The 14,739-nt window shown below is 46.3% G+C and carries 13 protein-coding genes; 9 read left to right on the top strand and 4 right to left on the bottom strand.

Annotation, left to right across the window (positions count from 1 at the left end; all coding sequences use genetic code 11):
• Positions 1–57 precede the first annotated feature (57 nt).
• The 5 genes from prfB to ftsX all read left to right on the top strand — a co-directional run bounded on the left by prfB (position 58) and on the right by ftsX (position 4,342).
• Positions 58–1,159 (top strand): peptide chain release factor 2 gene (gene prfB, locus BXO87_RS08020; protein WP_108654963.1). Its coding sequence is split into 2 segments (ribosomal slippage): positions 58–129 and positions 131–1,159, totalling 1,101 coding nucleotides; the frame shifts between segments, so codons are not numbered across the junction.
• Positions 1,160–1,328: 169 nt separating this feature from the next.
• On the top strand, positions 1,329–2,177 hold the full coding sequence (locus tag BXO87_RS08015) for a YitT family protein (protein ID WP_007614078.1): 849 nt from the start codon (positions 1,329–1,331) through the stop codon (positions 2,175–2,177).
• Positions 2,178–2,212: 35 nt separating this feature from the next.
• A complete protein-coding gene (gene cccB, locus BXO87_RS08010; RefSeq protein ID WP_007614074.1) occupies positions 2,213–2,554 on the top strand; it encodes a cytochrome c551 in 342 nt (113 codons plus the stop codon).
• A 218-nt stretch (positions 2,555–2,772) separates the two neighbouring features.
• Positions 2,773–3,459 (top strand): cell division ATP-binding protein FtsE, encoded by a 687-nt coding sequence (gene ftsE, locus BXO87_RS08005; protein WP_038460025.1) that lies wholly within the window; start codon positions 2,773–2,775, stop codon positions 3,457–3,459.
• Positions 3,452–4,342 carry a permease-like cell division protein FtsX gene (gene ftsX, locus BXO87_RS08000; RefSeq protein ID WP_038460902.1) on the top strand — a complete coding sequence of 297 codons (891 nt, stop codon included), beginning with the start codon at positions 3,452–3,454 and terminating at the stop codon, positions 4,340–4,342. Before ftsE ends, ftsX begins: the two co-directional genes overlap by 8 nt.
• Positions 4,343–4,388: 46 nt before the next feature.
• Here the strand turns inward: ftsX and BXO87_RS07995 are convergent, their stop codons facing one another.
• Positions 4,389–5,795: a right-handed parallel beta-helix repeat-containing protein gene (locus BXO87_RS07995; protein WP_038460023.1), complete on the bottom strand. Its 1,407-nt coding sequence runs from the start codon at positions 5,793–5,795 to the stop codon at positions 4,389–4,391.
• A 209-nt stretch (positions 5,796–6,004) separates the two neighbouring features.
• Here BXO87_RS07995 and ctpB point away from each other — a divergent pair, with 209 nt between their 5' ends.
• From ctpB to minJ, 3 genes are all read left to right on the top strand, one after another.
• Positions 6,005–7,363, top strand: coding sequence for a carboxy-terminal processing protease CtpB (ctpB, locus tag BXO87_RS07990; RefSeq protein ID WP_373692066.1), 1,359 nt, complete (start codon positions 6,005–6,007; stop codon positions 7,361–7,363).
• 372 nt (positions 7,364–7,735) lie between these two features.
• Positions 7,736–8,089, top strand: coding sequence for a swarming motility protein SwrAA (gene swrA, locus BXO87_RS07985; RefSeq protein WP_014305920.1), 354 nt, complete (start codon positions 7,736–7,738; stop codon positions 8,087–8,089).
• 74 nt (positions 8,090–8,163) lie between these two features.
• Positions 8,164–9,354 carry a cell division topological determinant MinJ gene (minJ, locus tag BXO87_RS07980; protein ID WP_038460018.1) on the top strand — a complete coding sequence of 397 codons (1,191 nt, stop codon included), beginning with the start codon at positions 8,164–8,166 and terminating at the stop codon, positions 9,352–9,354.
• A gap of 194 nt (positions 9,355–9,548) precedes the next feature.
• Here the strand turns inward: minJ and BXO87_RS07975 are convergent, their stop codons facing one another.
• The 3 genes from BXO87_RS07975 to BXO87_RS07965 all read right to left on the bottom strand — a co-directional run bounded on the left by BXO87_RS07975 (position 9,549) and on the right by BXO87_RS07965 (position 14,055).
• Positions 9,549–10,886 (bottom strand): MFS transporter, encoded by a 1,338-nt coding sequence (locus BXO87_RS07975; protein WP_022553858.1) that lies wholly within the window; start codon positions 10,884–10,886, stop codon positions 9,549–9,551.
• Entirely contained in the window at positions 10,859–11,482 is a 624-nt protein-coding gene (locus BXO87_RS07970; RefSeq protein WP_038460014.1) for a TetR/AcrR family transcriptional regulator, read from the bottom strand. The genes BXO87_RS07975 and BXO87_RS07970 overlap by 28 nt, the downstream gene beginning before the upstream one ends.
• 71 nt (positions 11,483–11,553) lie before the next feature.
• Positions 11,554–14,055 (bottom strand): PEP/pyruvate-binding domain-containing protein, encoded by a 2,502-nt coding sequence (locus BXO87_RS07965; RefSeq protein ID WP_038460012.1) that lies wholly within the window; start codon positions 14,053–14,055, stop codon positions 11,554–11,556.
• 300 nt (positions 14,056–14,355) lie between these two features.
• Between BXO87_RS07965 and BXO87_RS07960 the strand changes: the two genes are divergently transcribed.
• Positions 14,356–14,592, top strand: a complete 237-nt coding sequence (locus BXO87_RS07960) for a CsbA family protein (RefSeq protein WP_003151438.1) — start codon at positions 14,356–14,358, stop codon at positions 14,590–14,592.
• Positions 14,593–14,739: the final 147 nt, after the last annotated feature.

Here is a 14,739-nt window from a genome sequence, read left to right as displayed (position 1 = left end):
GAACATGACCGGGTCTGCGTCTTATGGCGCCCCGGATCTTTTAATGAGGTGAATGGAATGGAATTATCAGAAATCAGGGCAGAGCTCGAAAATATGGCTTCTCGTTTAGCGGACTTCAGGGGGTCTCTTTGACCTCGAATCAAAGGAAGCCCGCATTGCAGAATTAGATGAAAAGATGGCGGAACCGGAATTCTGGAATGACCAGCAGAAGGCCCAAACCGTCATCAACGAAGCGAACGGTCTGAAGGAATACGTGAATTCCTATCATCAGCTGAGCGAGTCTCACGAAGAGCTGCAAATGACACATGATCTTTTAAAAGAAGAACCTGACCAGGACCTTCAGCAAGAGCTTGAGAAAGAGCTGAAGTCATTAACGAAGGAATTGAATGAATTTGAGCTTCAGCTGCTGCTCAGTGAACCATATGACAAAAACAACGCGATTTTAGAACTTCATCCGGGAGCCGGCGGTACGGAATCTCAGGACTGGGGTTCCATGCTGCTCAGAATGTATACCCGCTGGGCGGAAAGACGCGGCTTCAAAGTTGAAACGCTTGATTATCTCCCGGGAGATGAAGCAGGAATTAAGTCTGTCACACTGCTTATTAAAGGCCACAATGCATACGGCTATTTAAAAGCGGAAAAAGGCGTACACCGTCTTGTGCGGATTTCTCCATTTGATTCATCAGGCCGCCGCCACACGTCATTCGTGTCATGTGAAGTCATGCCTGAATTCAATGAAGAAATCGACATTGATATTCGTACCGAAGATATTAAAGTTGATACGTACCGGGCGAGCGGTGCCGGCGGACAGCACGTCAATACGACTGATTCAGCCGTTCGGATCACCCACCTGCCGACAAATGTAGTCGTCACGTGCCAGACGGAACGTTCACAAATCAAAAACCGCGACCGGGCGATGAAAATGCTCAAAGCGAAGCTGTATCAGCGCAGAATTGAAGAACAGCAGGCGGAGCTTGACGAAATCCGCGGCGAACAGAAAGAAATCGGCTGGGGCAGCCAAATCCGCTCGTACGTCTTCCATCCGTACTCCATGGTGAAAGATCACCGTACCAATACGGAAATGGGGAACGTGCAGGCGGTTATGGACGGAGATATCGATACCTTCATTGACGCCTATTTACGTTCTAAACTGTCGTAATCCGGGAACACACCTGCCTTTGGCAAGGTGTGTTTTTTTATCCGTTCTCTTTCTCCATTTTTCACAACAGCGCTTTAGCAAATTAATACGGTATTTGGCTGTTATTTACTTCTAAGCCGGGAAGACTTAAAATGCTATCGAGAGAAAATCGGAGAACGGAGGATTTTGCATGGATGTGAATCACAATAAGCCGCTCCGTCTGATCAAAGATTATATATACATCATGATCGGCGCGGCGATTACGGGGGTCGTGTTTAACGTATTTTTGCTGCCGAACCGTATAGCAGCGGGGGGAGTAAGCGGGATCAGCACCATTTTAGAAACGTTTGGTTTTGAACCGGCTTACGTGCAGTGGATTATTAACATCCCTTTGTTTATCGCCGGAGTGATCATTCTCGGCGGGAAGTTCGGAATGAAGACACTGGTCGGTTCCATCGTTCTGCCGCTCGCCGTCTATTTAACAAGAGATCTGCCTGCCGCGACGACCCATGAACTGCTGGCGGCGATTTTCGGAGGCGTCGGGATCGGAACGGGAATCGGCATCGTGTATCTCGGCAAAGGCTCCACGGGGGGAACGGCTCTGGCGGGGCAGATCATTCACAAATACACGGGGCTTTCGCTGGGAACGTGCCTTGCCATCATGGACGGATTAATTGTGCTGAGCGCGATGCTCGTATTCGGAGTGGAGCAGGGATTGTATGCGATGCTCGGGGTATTTATTTCAAGCAAAACGATTGATGTCGTGCAGGTCGGGTTCAACCGCTCCAAAATGGCTTTAATCATTACGCAGCATGAAGAAGCCGTCAGGTCGGCTGTGTTTAAAGAAATCGACAGGGGTGTGACGAAGATTTCCGCAGTCGGCGGGTATACGGAACATGACCGGCCGATCTTAATGTGTGTCGTCGGCCAGACCGAATTCACAAAACTGAAACAAATCGTCAAACAGATTGATGAGTCAGCCTTTGTCATTGTCGCAGACGCAAGCGAGGTGCTCGGCGAGGGTTTCAAACGCGCGTAAACGGGGTTATAATAGCGAAGGGGTGCATCTTACATATGAAATCAAAATGGGCGTTGCTGGCGCTGGTTCTGACCATGTCCGTCCTGCTGGCGGCATGCGGCGGATCCAATGAATCGAAAAAAGAAAGCTCTGACAGCTCAGGCGGGTCAAAAGCATCTGCGTCAGCAGGAGAAGAGCTTTATCAGCAAAGCTGTATCGGCTGCCACGGAAAAGACTTAGAAGGCGGCGGAGGTCCGAATTTACAGGAAGTCGGCGGGAAGTATGATGAAGCTAAAATTGAAAGCATCATTAAAAACGGACGCGGCAATATGCCGAGCCATCTTGTAAATGATAAGGAAGCCGCTGAGATCGCAAAATGGCTGTCACAGAAAAAATAACAGAAAAACCTTGCCTGTTATAGGGGCAAGGTTTTTTCACGGCCTGGGAATGAAAAGAAACTGTAATAGTAATATGTCTAAATTTGACGTATAATGAAGTGTACTGAGGAAAAGGAACTTTCAGATTTTTCATCTGTTTCCTGGTAAATCGGCCATAAACCGCTGTACGTTTGCGAACTCTATGGCTGCAAGACATAATTAAAAGATTAGGTGATTTCATGATAGAGATGAAAGAAGTATATAAATCCTATCCGAACGGTGTAAAAGCGATTAACGGGCTGTCAGTCATGATTCATCCCGGAGAATTTGTATATGTCGTAGGACCGAGCGGAGCCGGTAAATCTACTTTTATTAAAATGATTTACAGAGAAGAAAAACCGACAAAAGGGCAAATATTGATTAATCATAAAGATCTCGCGACTGTAAAAGAAAAAGAGATTCCTTTCGTGCGGCGTAAAATAGGTGTTGTTTTCCAGGATTTCAAACTTCTTCCGAAACTGACGGTATTTGAAAACGTCGCGTTTGCGCTTGAGGTTATCGGAGAGCAGCAGTCAGTCATTAAAAAACGCGTGCTCGAAGTGCTTGATCTTGTGCAGCTGAAGCATAAAGCGCGGCAGTTTCCCGACCAGCTTTCCGGAGGAGAACAGCAGCGTGTTTCCATCGCAAGATCCATCGTCAACAATCCTGACGTCGTGATAGCTGACGAACCGACGGGCAACCTTGATCCGGTCACATCATGGGAAGTCATGAAGACGCTGGAAGAGATTAATAACCGCGGAACGACCGTCGTGATGGCGACACACAATAAAGAAATAGTAAACACCATGAAGAAACGGGTCATCGCGATCGAAGACGGAATTATTGTGCGTGATGAGTCAAGAGGGGAGTATGGTTCTTATGATTAAAATTCTCGGGCGCCATTTGCGTGAGAGTTTTAAATCTCTCGGAAGAAACACATGGATGACATTTGCATCCATCAGTGCCGTTACCGTTACATTAATTTTGGTCGGCGTGTTTTTAGTCATTATGCTGAATTTAAACAACATGGCTAAAAATGCTGAAAAAGAAGTGGAAATTAAAGTATTAATCGATCTGACGTCAAATAAGAAAACGCAGGATACGCTGCAGAATGAGATTAAAGACATCTCGGGAATCCAAAGCGTAGAGTTTTCATCTAAAGATAAAGAGCTTGATCAATTGGTCAAAAGCTTCGGCGACAGCGGAAAGGCCATGAAAATGCAAGATCAGGAAAACCCGCTGAACAACGCGTTTATCGTCAAAACGACAGATCCGCATGATACGCCGAAAGTCGCGAAAAAAATTGAGAAGCTGGATCATGTGTATAAAGTGACATACGGGAAAGAAGAAGTCAGCCGTCTGTTTAAGGTCGTCGGGGTGTCACGCAACATCGGGATCGCGTTAATCATCGGCCTTCTGTTCACGGCGATGTTCTTAATTTCAAATACGATTAAAATCACGATTTTCGCCAGAAGAAAAGAGATTGAAATCATGAAGCTTGTCGGCGCGACAAACTGGTTTATCCGCTGGCCGTTCTTCCTGGAAGGGCTGCTGCTGGGGGTATTCGGTTCTATCATACCGATCGCTCTCGTGCTGAGTACGTACCAGTCGATGGTCGCTTGGGTGGCCCCGAAAGTTCAGGGATCATTTGTTTCACTTCTGCCGTACAGTCCGTTTGTATTCCAAGTATCACTTGTGCTCATTCTGATCGGCGCGGTTATCGGAGTATGGGGAAGTCTGACTTCCATCCGGAAATTCCTTCGTGTATAAATACAAAAGCCAGTCTGATATAGACTGGCTTTTTTTAATGGTTTTGTTACTGAATGACGGGCAGGGCCGGTGATTCGGGTTTTAATGTAAAGTCATAAGACGCTTCGTCCCGGTACATCGGGTCCGCATAAATGGAATCCGAATCGTTTGCCGTTCCTTTTTGGTACGCTGTGAATGAATCATATTCTCTGTTCTTCCAATTCCAAATGCCGTCTTTTCCCGCTTCTTTGTGATAGACGTTATGATTAACGGTATTGTCTTCGTTTTTCGTATAATCATTTGCGATAAAAATCCGTGAACCGCTTGCCGTCATGATGTTTTTTTCGATCGTGTTCCCTTTTGTGCCGTACTGCAGCAGCAGCTGGCCGCCGTCAAGGTCCTTCGTGTCATTTCGGTACATGATGTTGTGAGCGATCACTGAATTGATGGTTCCGCCGCGTTTCGTGTCATAGCCTCCGATTGAAATACCGGTGTAAGCATTGCCGTACACCTTGTTATCCGTAATCCGGATATCTTGTGCGTATTTCCCTTTATGTTCGGAAGTGGCTTCAATCCCGAGGTCATTGTTGTAAACGGTGTTATTCTTAATGACCACATGTTCTGCGCCGTCAACGTAAATACCGCCCGCTGAATATTCATCTCCGTAAGCGGGATTTCCGTAAGAAGAGTTATGGCTCACCGTATTGTTTTCAATGACGCCGTTTCGCGCATAGTCGTTTTGCTTGGACGTTCCTTCGTATCCGATCACGTCAATCCCGATATTGTTATTGTCCCGGATGGTATTGCCGGCAATCTTAAATCCGTCAACATTCCCGTTCAGCACGACCGCTTCGCTTGCGCCGAGCGTCAGTTTTTCAACCGTATTATTTGTGATGCTGACATCCTTCATGGCACCTGTGCCGTAAAACGCGATGCCGTGTGCATTTCCCTCATCAGCCGTGGTTTTAATGTTTCGGATATGGTTGCCGTCAATGTTGATATGACTGCTTGATCCGGTGACGCAGATCCCCATGGCCGTCGCATCTTCTGATGATACGGAGAGATTCTCAAGCGTAACGCCGTGAATGGTAATGTACTGTTTATTGCGGATTTGAATTAACGGAGTTTCAGAATCGCTTTTTGGCGCAGATTTGCCGCTGATTGAGACATGCTCATTCTGATAGTTCCGAAATGTAATCGGCTTTTCGGCCGTGCCGCTGTGCTTTACTTCAAACGTTTCATCGTACGTCCCTTCCCGAATCAATACGGTTGTCCCGGCCTCTGCCTTTTCAGCCGCATGTTTTAATGTGCGGAACGGCTTTTCTTTCGTTCCTTCATTTTGGTCGCTGCCTGCGGGAGAAACATACAAGGCGTCCGTCTGCGTTTTTTCATTGGCCTCTGTTTTTGGCCAGACAAAGGCGGTAATTCCTGCGGCCAGAACCGCCGCGGATAAAATCGATAATTTTATTTTCATATCGCATTCTCCTGTATATTTAATGAATTGCATACAAAATATTATACGTTACCCATATATATGTAACAATCTCGCTTTTTCATTTTTTTGTTGCCGTTACATGAATTCTTTGCAATTTACACATACTATCTCCAGGTTTTCGTAAAAGGACTAAGAGGAGGTAAACGATGAAGCAGAAAATGATCGCAGTGATAGCTGCCGTCAGCATCATGTGCGGCGGAGCCCATATTGCCGGGGCGGCACAGCCGAATTCAACAGACGCAGAAAGAAGCCGGGCAATGGAAAAAATCGAAAAAGCATATGAGCTGATCTCGAACGAATACGTGGAAAATGTAGATAAAGAAAAGCTTCTTGAAGGAGCGATTCAGGGGATGCTGTCTACATTAAACGACCCTTATTCCGTTTATATGGACAAGCAGACCGCTAAGCAGTTTTCCGATTCTCTTGATTCTTCTTTCGAAGGGATCGGCGCTGAAGTCGGAATGGAGGACAATAAAATCATTATCGTATCACCGTTTAAGCAATCTCCGGCGGAAAAAGCGGGACTCAAGCCGAATGATGAAATCATCAGCATAAACGGTGAGTCAATGAACGGGAAAGGTTTAAATGAAGCCGTGCTGAAAATCAGAGGAAAAAAAGGATCGAAGGTTTCTATTAAAATACAGCGTCCGGGTACTGATAAACAGCTGTCATTCCGGATTAAAAGAGCGGAAATCCCGCTTGAAACCGTATTTGCTTCCCGCAAAGAATCAGGCGGTCATCATGTCGGCTACATCGGCATATCGACATTTTCCGAGCATACCGCCCAGGACTTCGCCGCGGCGCTGAAAAAGCTTGAAAAACAAGGGATTGACGGTCTCGTCCTTGATGTAAGAGGGAATCCCGGCGGCTATCTTCAAAGCGTCGAACAAATTTTAAAGCATTTCATCACAAAAGACATGCCGTATATCCAAATTGCGGAGCGTAACGGCGATAAAAAACAATATTTCTCAACCTTAAAAAATAAGAAGCCGTATCCCGTCAATGTCATCACGGATAAAGGAAGCGCCTCCGCTTCAGAAATTCTTGCGGGTGCGTTAAAAGAAGCGGGACATTATGACGTTGTCGGTGACACTTCTTTCGGTAAAGGAACGGTTCAGCAGGCCGTGCCTATGGGAGACGGGAGCAACATTAAATTGACGCTTTACAAATGGCTGACACCGAAAGGCAATTGGATTCACAAAAAAGGCATTGCTCCGACAATCGCTGTGAGCCAGCCGGATTATTTTGCGGCGGGACCGCTTCAGCTGAAACAGCCGCTTCAGCCTGATATGAACAGCGCGGATGTCAAGCACGCCCAAATCCTGCTGAAAGGCCTAGGCTTCGACCCGGGCAGAGCAGACGGCTATTTCAGCAAAACAATGAAAAAAGCCGTTCTGGCGTTTCAAGACCGGTACAAGCTTGATAAAACAGCGGTCATTGATAAAAAGACAGCGGAAAAAATGAATCAGCTGATGAATGAACAGAAATCTGACGAAAAAAATGATTTACAGCTGCAAATGGCGTTAAAATCATTATTTGTAAAATAAATGAAAAGGAGGCGTTTTTTACGTCTCCTGTTTCTTTTGTCACACCCTAAAAATGAACTAAAAGACATATAATTATGTCGGTTTTGACAAGATATTAAAAAAATTTTCACATTTAAACATTTATAAAGGACAAACATTACCCGATATTTATAGAGAAGAGAGACTTTATGCCGAGTTAATATGTATTCAAAATGAAACTTTTGAAAGTTGCCTCAGTCAGTTTTAGTTCTTACAATAAAAGAAGGTTCTAATAGAGAACAGTTTTAGTTTGGCAGCTGCATTTCAGTATCGAAAGCAGAAGTGTTTGCGGCGCTTCAGCACGGCAGCTGTAATCACCCGTGCTTATCTGGATAAAAAAATGGGGGTTCACAATTGAAGAGGGCAAGTATTGTGCGTGAAAAGAAATATTATGAATTAGTGGAACAACTAAAAGACAGAACAAAAGACGTCACATTTTCATCAACAAAAGCACTAAGTCTTCTTATGCTGTTCAGCAGATACCTGGTCAATTACACAAATGTTGAATGCGTTCACGAAATTAATGAAGAGTGTGCGAAGCATTATTTCACTTACTTAATGAAAAACCATAAACGTTTAGGAATCAATCTGACGGATATTAAGCGGTCCATGCTCCTGATCAGCGGCGTGATCGAGGTGGAGGTTGACCACTATCTGAAAGATTTCTCTCTCTCAAATGTAACATTGTGGATGACGGAAGAGAGATAGACGTTTGAGATATTCAAGCCAATGATTATTTGGTAGAATAGAATTAAAATGTTTGGCTTGAGGCGGTGAAAGCAGTGTCTGTTCAATGGGGAATTGAACTTCTGAAAAGTATCGGTCTGTTTTTTTTGCACCCGATATTCTGGTTTTTTATCATCATAAGTCTCGCATGCGGATATTTGCGGATCAAACGTGAACGCCATACGTTTCATACAAAAATCGCGGATATGTATGACGAGCTTATCTTTACATACATAAAAGGACTTATACCGGGTATTCTTCTCTCCATATTATTTTTTGGACTGGGAATTTCGATTCCATTCGGTCTTCTCGGCATAATCGCGGCTGTGACGGCTTTGGCTTCGCTGACGTTCCGTATGAATTGGCTGTCCTCAGCTTATATTGTCAGCGCCGGCATGTTCATTGCGTTTATCCTTCAGTATACCCACACAGTGCCGTTTGCGGATCGGTTTCCGCAGGCATTCGGCGTGAATTGGGCATCGGCGGCCGTGTTTATGGGCCTTTTGATTATCACGGAGGGAGCGGCTGCCTGCCGTTCAGCGCATCTGAAAACATCTCCGGCGCTTGTCGTCAGCAGCAGAGGCCTGCCCATCGGCCGACAATTGGCGAATCGCGCATGGCTGCTTCCGCTTTTCTTATTGGTGCCGGGCAGCGGGCTTGAGTCACACCTTTCTTGGTGGCCTGTCTTTACCGTGCCGGGCGGCTCTTTCCATTTGATCTGGATTCCTTATATCGCCGGCTTCGGACAGCGTGTGCAGGGGTCACTTCCGGAAGTCAGCATAAGGATAACAGCGAAACGTGTCATGATTCTCGGGGTTATCGTGACCGCATTCGGGGCAGCGGCCCTTTGGTGGACTCCGCTTGCCGGAGCTGCCGCTTGTATTGCGGTGCTCGGACGCCTGTTTTTATCATTGAGACAGCGGCTGAACGATAACGCCGCTCCGTTTTATTTCTCTAAGCGGGATCAGGGTTTAATGGTGCTCGGCATCATTCCGAATACACCCGCGGACGATCTTGAGCTGAAGATCGGTGAGATTATTACGAAAGTAAACGGCATCCCCGTGAAGCATGTATCGGATTTTTATGAAGCACTTCAAAAAAACCGCGCATTTGTAAAAATGGAGATCATCGGCCTGAATGGTGAGATCCGGTTTGATCAGCGCGCGTCCTATGAAGGCGAACATCATGAATTAGGTATTTTATTCGTGCAGGATGAACACGAGCACGAAGAAATGACAGCATTATAAAAAAGCCCGGTGCCGCTAACAACACGGCGGCCGGGCTTTTTTTACGGCCGGATTACGATGTAAGCGCCGAACTTGATCGGAACTCTCAGCCATTTACATTGCAACGGCATTGCGGTGACACTTTGAGAGAGAAAAATAAGAAGGAAAACTGGAAAAGGTTCCGGAAAGCGGGTGCTCACGGAACCTTTTTTTGTTTACGCCGAATGGCTTTTTTTCGTCTGAACGGTTTCCCCGGACTTGATACCAAGCGATACGAACAAGCCGATCACAGAAACTCCGATCAATATGATAAACAGAATATGAAACCCGGAGATTAAACCGATCAGTGCTGAAGAAATAATGCTTCCGAAATAACGGAAGGTGGAGAAAATCCCGGATGCGATGCCGGACATGCCCGGTTCTACCGTCGCAAGAGAAGATACCTGCATGCTCGTCAGCCCCGCACCTGACGCGATGCCTCCGACAATAAGCGATGCCATAAGAAACGGAACGGAATGGGAATAAACCAAAAGCAGAAATAAGAGATTGGCTACGGCCATCAGCCCGAAGGACAGAAAAATCATTCTTCGCGCGCCCCATTTCTGATGCAGCTGAGCTCCGCCCCAGTTGCTGGCGGACATGAAAACAGAAAAGACTGACAGCGCCATGCCGCTGTGCGACGTATTCATGCTGAAGTGGCCGGTCATAAAGAGCGGCATAATCAATAACACGGCGTACATCATTAAATTGCTTAATAGAACCGACAGATTGGCGCTCGTAAAGGTCGTGTTTTTAAACAGGTCAAAATCAATAATCGGATGTTTCGTGCGCAGCTCCCGCCTGAAAAATAGCGGAACAAATATGAGAATGAGCAGCGCGTACACCCAATAGCCCAAAGAGCTTTCATTTTTCGTCAGAAGAATAATAGATACAATGCTTCCGGCAAGCAAAACGGACCCGATGATATCAAGCGGAGCGTCAGACGTTTCTTCTTTATATTTAGGAAACATCACTAATGCCGTCACGAGTGCGATCGCAAGAAACGGAATGTTGACCCAAAAGATCGAATGCCAGCTGAAGCTCTCAATTAAAAGAGAGCCGATAAACGGACCGAGAGCCGCGCCCAGCCCGGCACCGAGGCCGAAAAAGCCGAATACTTTCGGAAGCCGTTTTTCAGACACGACATGGCGGATGATGGCGATGCTGTTTGGCGTAAGCAAAGCGCCGCCGGCAGCCTGAAGCGCCCGAAAGAAAATCAATAAGAAAAGACTTGGCGAGAGGGCGCACCCCAATGATGCGATGAGAAAAAGGCCGACGCCCCATAAATACATTTTTTTGTTTCCGTACATATCACCGAGTTTGCCGGCAATGGGCTGTGTCACGGCCATCACGATTAAATACACGGTCACTACCCATGTGATGCTGGCAATTGATTCGCTGAATGAGCGGGAAATGGATGAAAGGGCGACTGCGATCATCGTAGAATTGATGGGAACGAGTATGGCTCCCAGCAAAAGCGAAACAATCAGCGCCCATTCTTTCTTTGAACCCATCCTTCATCCTCCTTGGAGCCGGAAAATGACCGGCCGGTAATGCCTTTCATGAAAATCTCAGTGCTGTGTTTCAGCATCGTTTCCTCAGAGAGAGTAATGACTCTTTTCCCCAGCTGCAGCCGGTGTATAAAATAACCGAAAATCATCGTCATAAAGACGTCTGCATTAGCTTCTTCGCTGCCGGGGCTTATCATATTTTTCTTTGTCAGCTCCTTAAAGTAAACGATTAAATGCTTTTTCACGGATTGCGGATATACGACAATATCCTGCAGGACGTCTTCGAATAGTTCCGGTTCGCGCAGGCAGATGCGGAATACTTCTTTTTTTTGTTCCAATTGCTGAAGAAGGGTCGCGGCGAAATGAAGAAGATCCTCATACAAATCGCCTTCCGCCTTGGTGATCATGCTTTCCGGAGCCGGCGTCTGCTGTTCAATCATGGCTTTCATTAATCCTTGTTTGTTTTTAAAATTACGGAAAATCGTTGCTTCGCTTACTTCTGCTTTTTCTGCGATTTCCTTTGTTGTCGCTGCGCGGTATCCTTTTTGGATGATCAGATTCATCGCGGCGTCAATAATTCTCTTGTTCGTCGTCCTCAACATGTTTCACCTCGCGTAAATACTGGCAGGACAAGTATACACCCGCCTTGGCCGTCAATAAAGAGGGAAACCTAGCATGAAGCGCGTTTGACAATCGTAATCTTGCCGTTTGTCCCGTCCACCGTGACGATATCTCCGTCGTTGAGCCTGTCAGTCGCGGCACGTGTGCCGAGCACGGCCGGGAGCCCGTATTCTCTCGCGATGATCGCCGCATGTGACAGGATGCCGCCCGTGTCCGTAATGACGGCCTTTGCATCCTGGAACAGACTGGTCCACAGCGGTGTCGTCATTTTGCAGACAAGCACGTCTCCTGTTGAAAAACGGGAAAATTCACTTGCGTCACGAATGACTTTCACCGGGCCGCTTGCGATTCCGCTTGACGCCGCAAGTCCGTAAATTTGATGTTCAGTGTTTTTTTCATCTTCTGTGATGGAGCCGGTAATCTGTTCAGCCGTTTTCAGCTGTTCCGAAGTCGGAGTCCCGAGATAAGCGGGGGCTTCAAGCAATTGATATTGCTGGAAGAGCTGTTTTCGTTCAGCGGTTTTTTCCTGCATCGGAACCGGCGACACGAGCGCTTTCTCGACTTCATCGCTGTATAAGTACCACATATCCTCCCGATCATCGATTACGCCTTGTTTTTGAAGCAGCTCGCCGATTTTCAGGAGGCAAAGGCGCGCTTTAGCGTCCAGCATCGCATCAATATAAAAATGGTGATCATCTTTGATGACGGATGAAGACAATGTCCACTGATAATAGCGGTCAAACGTCTCCCGGAAGCCGTCATCTTCAATTCTATCCATAAAGTCGGCGTAGAGCTGTTTTCGTTTTTCTATCGTTTTATGAAACTCACTGTCAAAATCGTATCCGTTCCGGACATAGTTCTGAATGTTGGCCAAAGCGAAATAAGGGTTTTCCGCCCAAGTTTCTTCAATGAGATCATGACTTTTCACGGATCTCCAGCCGTATTCCTGTAAAAATTCACCGACTTGTTCGAGAAAGCGCTTTCCCTCATTTGATTGCAGAAGCGTCTGATGCAGCTCGTCGGCATGAGAAACCGTAAAGACGCGCCGCAGCTCAGGGCTGTCTTTTACTTGTCCGGAAAGCAGCCAGAGCTGTCTGTCGGTTTCCAATGACTTATTCATGACGCCAGCCAGCATTTCATACAGAAGGGAGGTGTTTTCTTTCTCAACCTGTCCGTACATAGATTCCAGTATCATGTTTAACGCAACCTGCGGAAAGACAATATTGAAATGTTCTGCGTATCCTTTTAAATAGAAGTCTTGCAGGTTTCGGAACGCATCAAGGGCAGTCTCCGGCGTATGGTCTGTATGCGCCAGTTCGTCCAGCTTTTGATAAAAAGGCAGAAAGGTTTCCTGAATAATATCGTACATACGGTCAGCCAAAACGGGGAAAAGCGCTTCTAACTGTTCTGCGGGCAGCTTGTCGTCCGTCTTATGCTGTCTGGAAAAAACACGGCCCTGATGAAGTTTGACACGCTCGATTTCGATGCCCATTACAGGGAATGTCTTCGTGCTCTCTTTGAGGCCGTATTCCAAAGCCGGCACAATGAGTGAGGCGAATAACGGGCTGACGGGGCCTTCTATATTGGCCTCCATATTGAGCCAAAAATCTTTCTGATCTCGGGGCGTCATGATAAATTCCCGTTCTTCGTCTGCCGCTTTCTGATCCTGCACGATCGTTGTAATCGGCCTGGCCTGAAGCAGATACAGCTTATTTTCGGCAAATCCGAATTCGAGATCCACGGGATAACCGTACAGTTCTTCCGTCTTTATCGTCAGCATGGCAAGCTCTTTGACGCTCTCGTCATCAAGGCAGAAGCGGTTTCTCATGTCAGCGGACGTCTCTTTTTCCGTCACGCCTTCGTCTTTAGAAACGATATACATTTCTTTTAAGCCGATTTCTTTTTCAATCTGAAATGTGTCTTTATTGACGATAAATGTGTCGGGCGTCACGCTGCCGGAGACGATTGCTTCTCCGAGACCGTAGCTCGCGCTGATCATCAGCTCTCCGTCATCATGTGTGACGGGGTTGCGGCTGAAAATGACTCCTGAAACCTCGGAATTGATAAGCCCTTGCACGACAACGCCCATTAACGGTTCTGCGGTGTCATTGTTCATTTTCTCTTTATAACCGCTGACCCGCGCCGAGAAGAAGGATGCCCAGCATTCTTTCACTTTTCCGAGAAACTCTTCTTCTGTTTTGATATTTAAATAGGTTTCGTACTGGCCCGCGAAAGAAGCCCCTTCAAGATCTTCGGATGCGGAGGAGGAACGTACGGCGACAGAGGCGTATGATTCTCTCAATTCATAAAACGACGCGGTCAGTTCCTCCCGAAGCTCTTTTGAAAACGTGCCGTTCATAATGGCGCGCTCCATCTGTTCCTGATCTGCTTGAAGTCCGTTGTCTTCCATAAAACGCGTCAGGGCATTCGTCTGAATGATGAAACCGCCGGGAACGGGCAGCCCGTTTTTCGTCAGTTTAATCAGGTTCATTCCTTTTGCTCCTGCAGAGCGGCTCGATTCTTCCGCTTTTTGAAATCGCACTGAATACATGCGGTATGACCCCCTTTTTTTCTTCATCCAAAAAAATGATAGTAAACACTATCATTACATTGTAAAGATGGAGGAAGAAACTGTCAAAGATACAAAGACCTAAACCTTCTCATCCTTTCGGTTGAAGAAAGGTAATTCGATTCATCTGGTTAATGGTTCAATGGATTTATATTCACAATTTTTTTGACAGATGATTGAAGACTGCCGAAAAAGGGTATTGTGATAGCAGGGGAACGATTGTCCGATTCTTCATTTTTTACTATAATCAGATGAGATGAAGAATTCCCGAGGAGGGTTTTTGTGATTACAAAAGCCGTTTTTGCATTATGTTTCCCTTTTATGCTGGTTGTCCTTTTTACGCGCGTCACGTTTAACCACTATGTGGCGATCGCTCTCACAGCCGCACTGCTTTTCGCATCCTATTTAAAGGGTTACACCGAAACGTATTTTATCGTTGGATTGGATGTCGTATCGCTGGTGGCCGGAGGGCTGTACATGGCCAAAAAAGAAGCAGACAAAAAGAAAGACAATGCCTGACATGGTGAATATGAAATAGAATGCCTGCTTTTACGCCATAAAAGCAGGTTTTTTATACAAAAATTGACTTGGTAAAAATAAACCATCGAACTTTAGTTCGTATTTTTAGTGATTTTGCCCGTCATTGTGTTACTATATCAATAGGAA

Origin of the sequence: Bacillus sp. GZB, assembly GCF_001975995.1 — a bacterium.
Taxonomy (GTDB): Bacteria; Bacillota; Bacilli; order Bacillales; family Bacillaceae; genus Bacillus; species Bacillus velezensis.
Note: the sequence above shows the minus strand (reverse complement) of the source record. Positions and strands in the feature narration are given on the sequence as shown.

What these genes read in the sequence shown, in the direction of transcription:
- ftsX (WP_038460902.1), top strand. Translation starts at nt 3,452, where the DNA reads ATGATTAAAATTCTCGGGCGCCATTTGCGTGAGAGTTTTAAATCTCTC.
- BXO87_RS07975 (WP_022553858.1), bottom strand. Translation starts at nt 10,886, where the DNA reads ATGGGTTCAAAGAAAGAATGGGCGCTGATTGTTTCGCTTTTGCTGGGA.
- BXO87_RS07965 (WP_038460012.1), bottom strand. Translation starts at nt 14,055, where the DNA reads ATGTATTCAGTGCGATTTCAAAAAGCGGAAGAATCGAGCCGCTCTGCA.
- ctpB (WP_373692066.1), top strand. Translation starts at nt 6,005, where the DNA reads ATGTGCGGCGGAGCCCATATTGCCGGGGCGGCACAGCCGAATTCAACA.
- ftsE (WP_038460025.1), top strand. Translation starts at nt 2,773, where the DNA reads ATGATAGAGATGAAAGAAGTATATAAATCCTATCCGAACGGTGTAAAA.
- BXO87_RS07995 (WP_038460023.1), bottom strand. Translation starts at nt 5,795, where the DNA reads ATGAAAATAAAATTATCGATTTTATCCGCGGCGGTTCTGGCCGCAGGA.
- BXO87_RS08015 (WP_007614078.1), top strand. Translation starts at nt 1,329, where the DNA reads ATGGATGTGAATCACAATAAGCCGCTCCGTCTGATCAAAGATTATATA.
- cccB (WP_007614074.1), top strand. Translation starts at nt 2,213, where the DNA reads ATGAAATCAAAATGGGCGTTGCTGGCGCTGGTTCTGACCATGTCCGTC.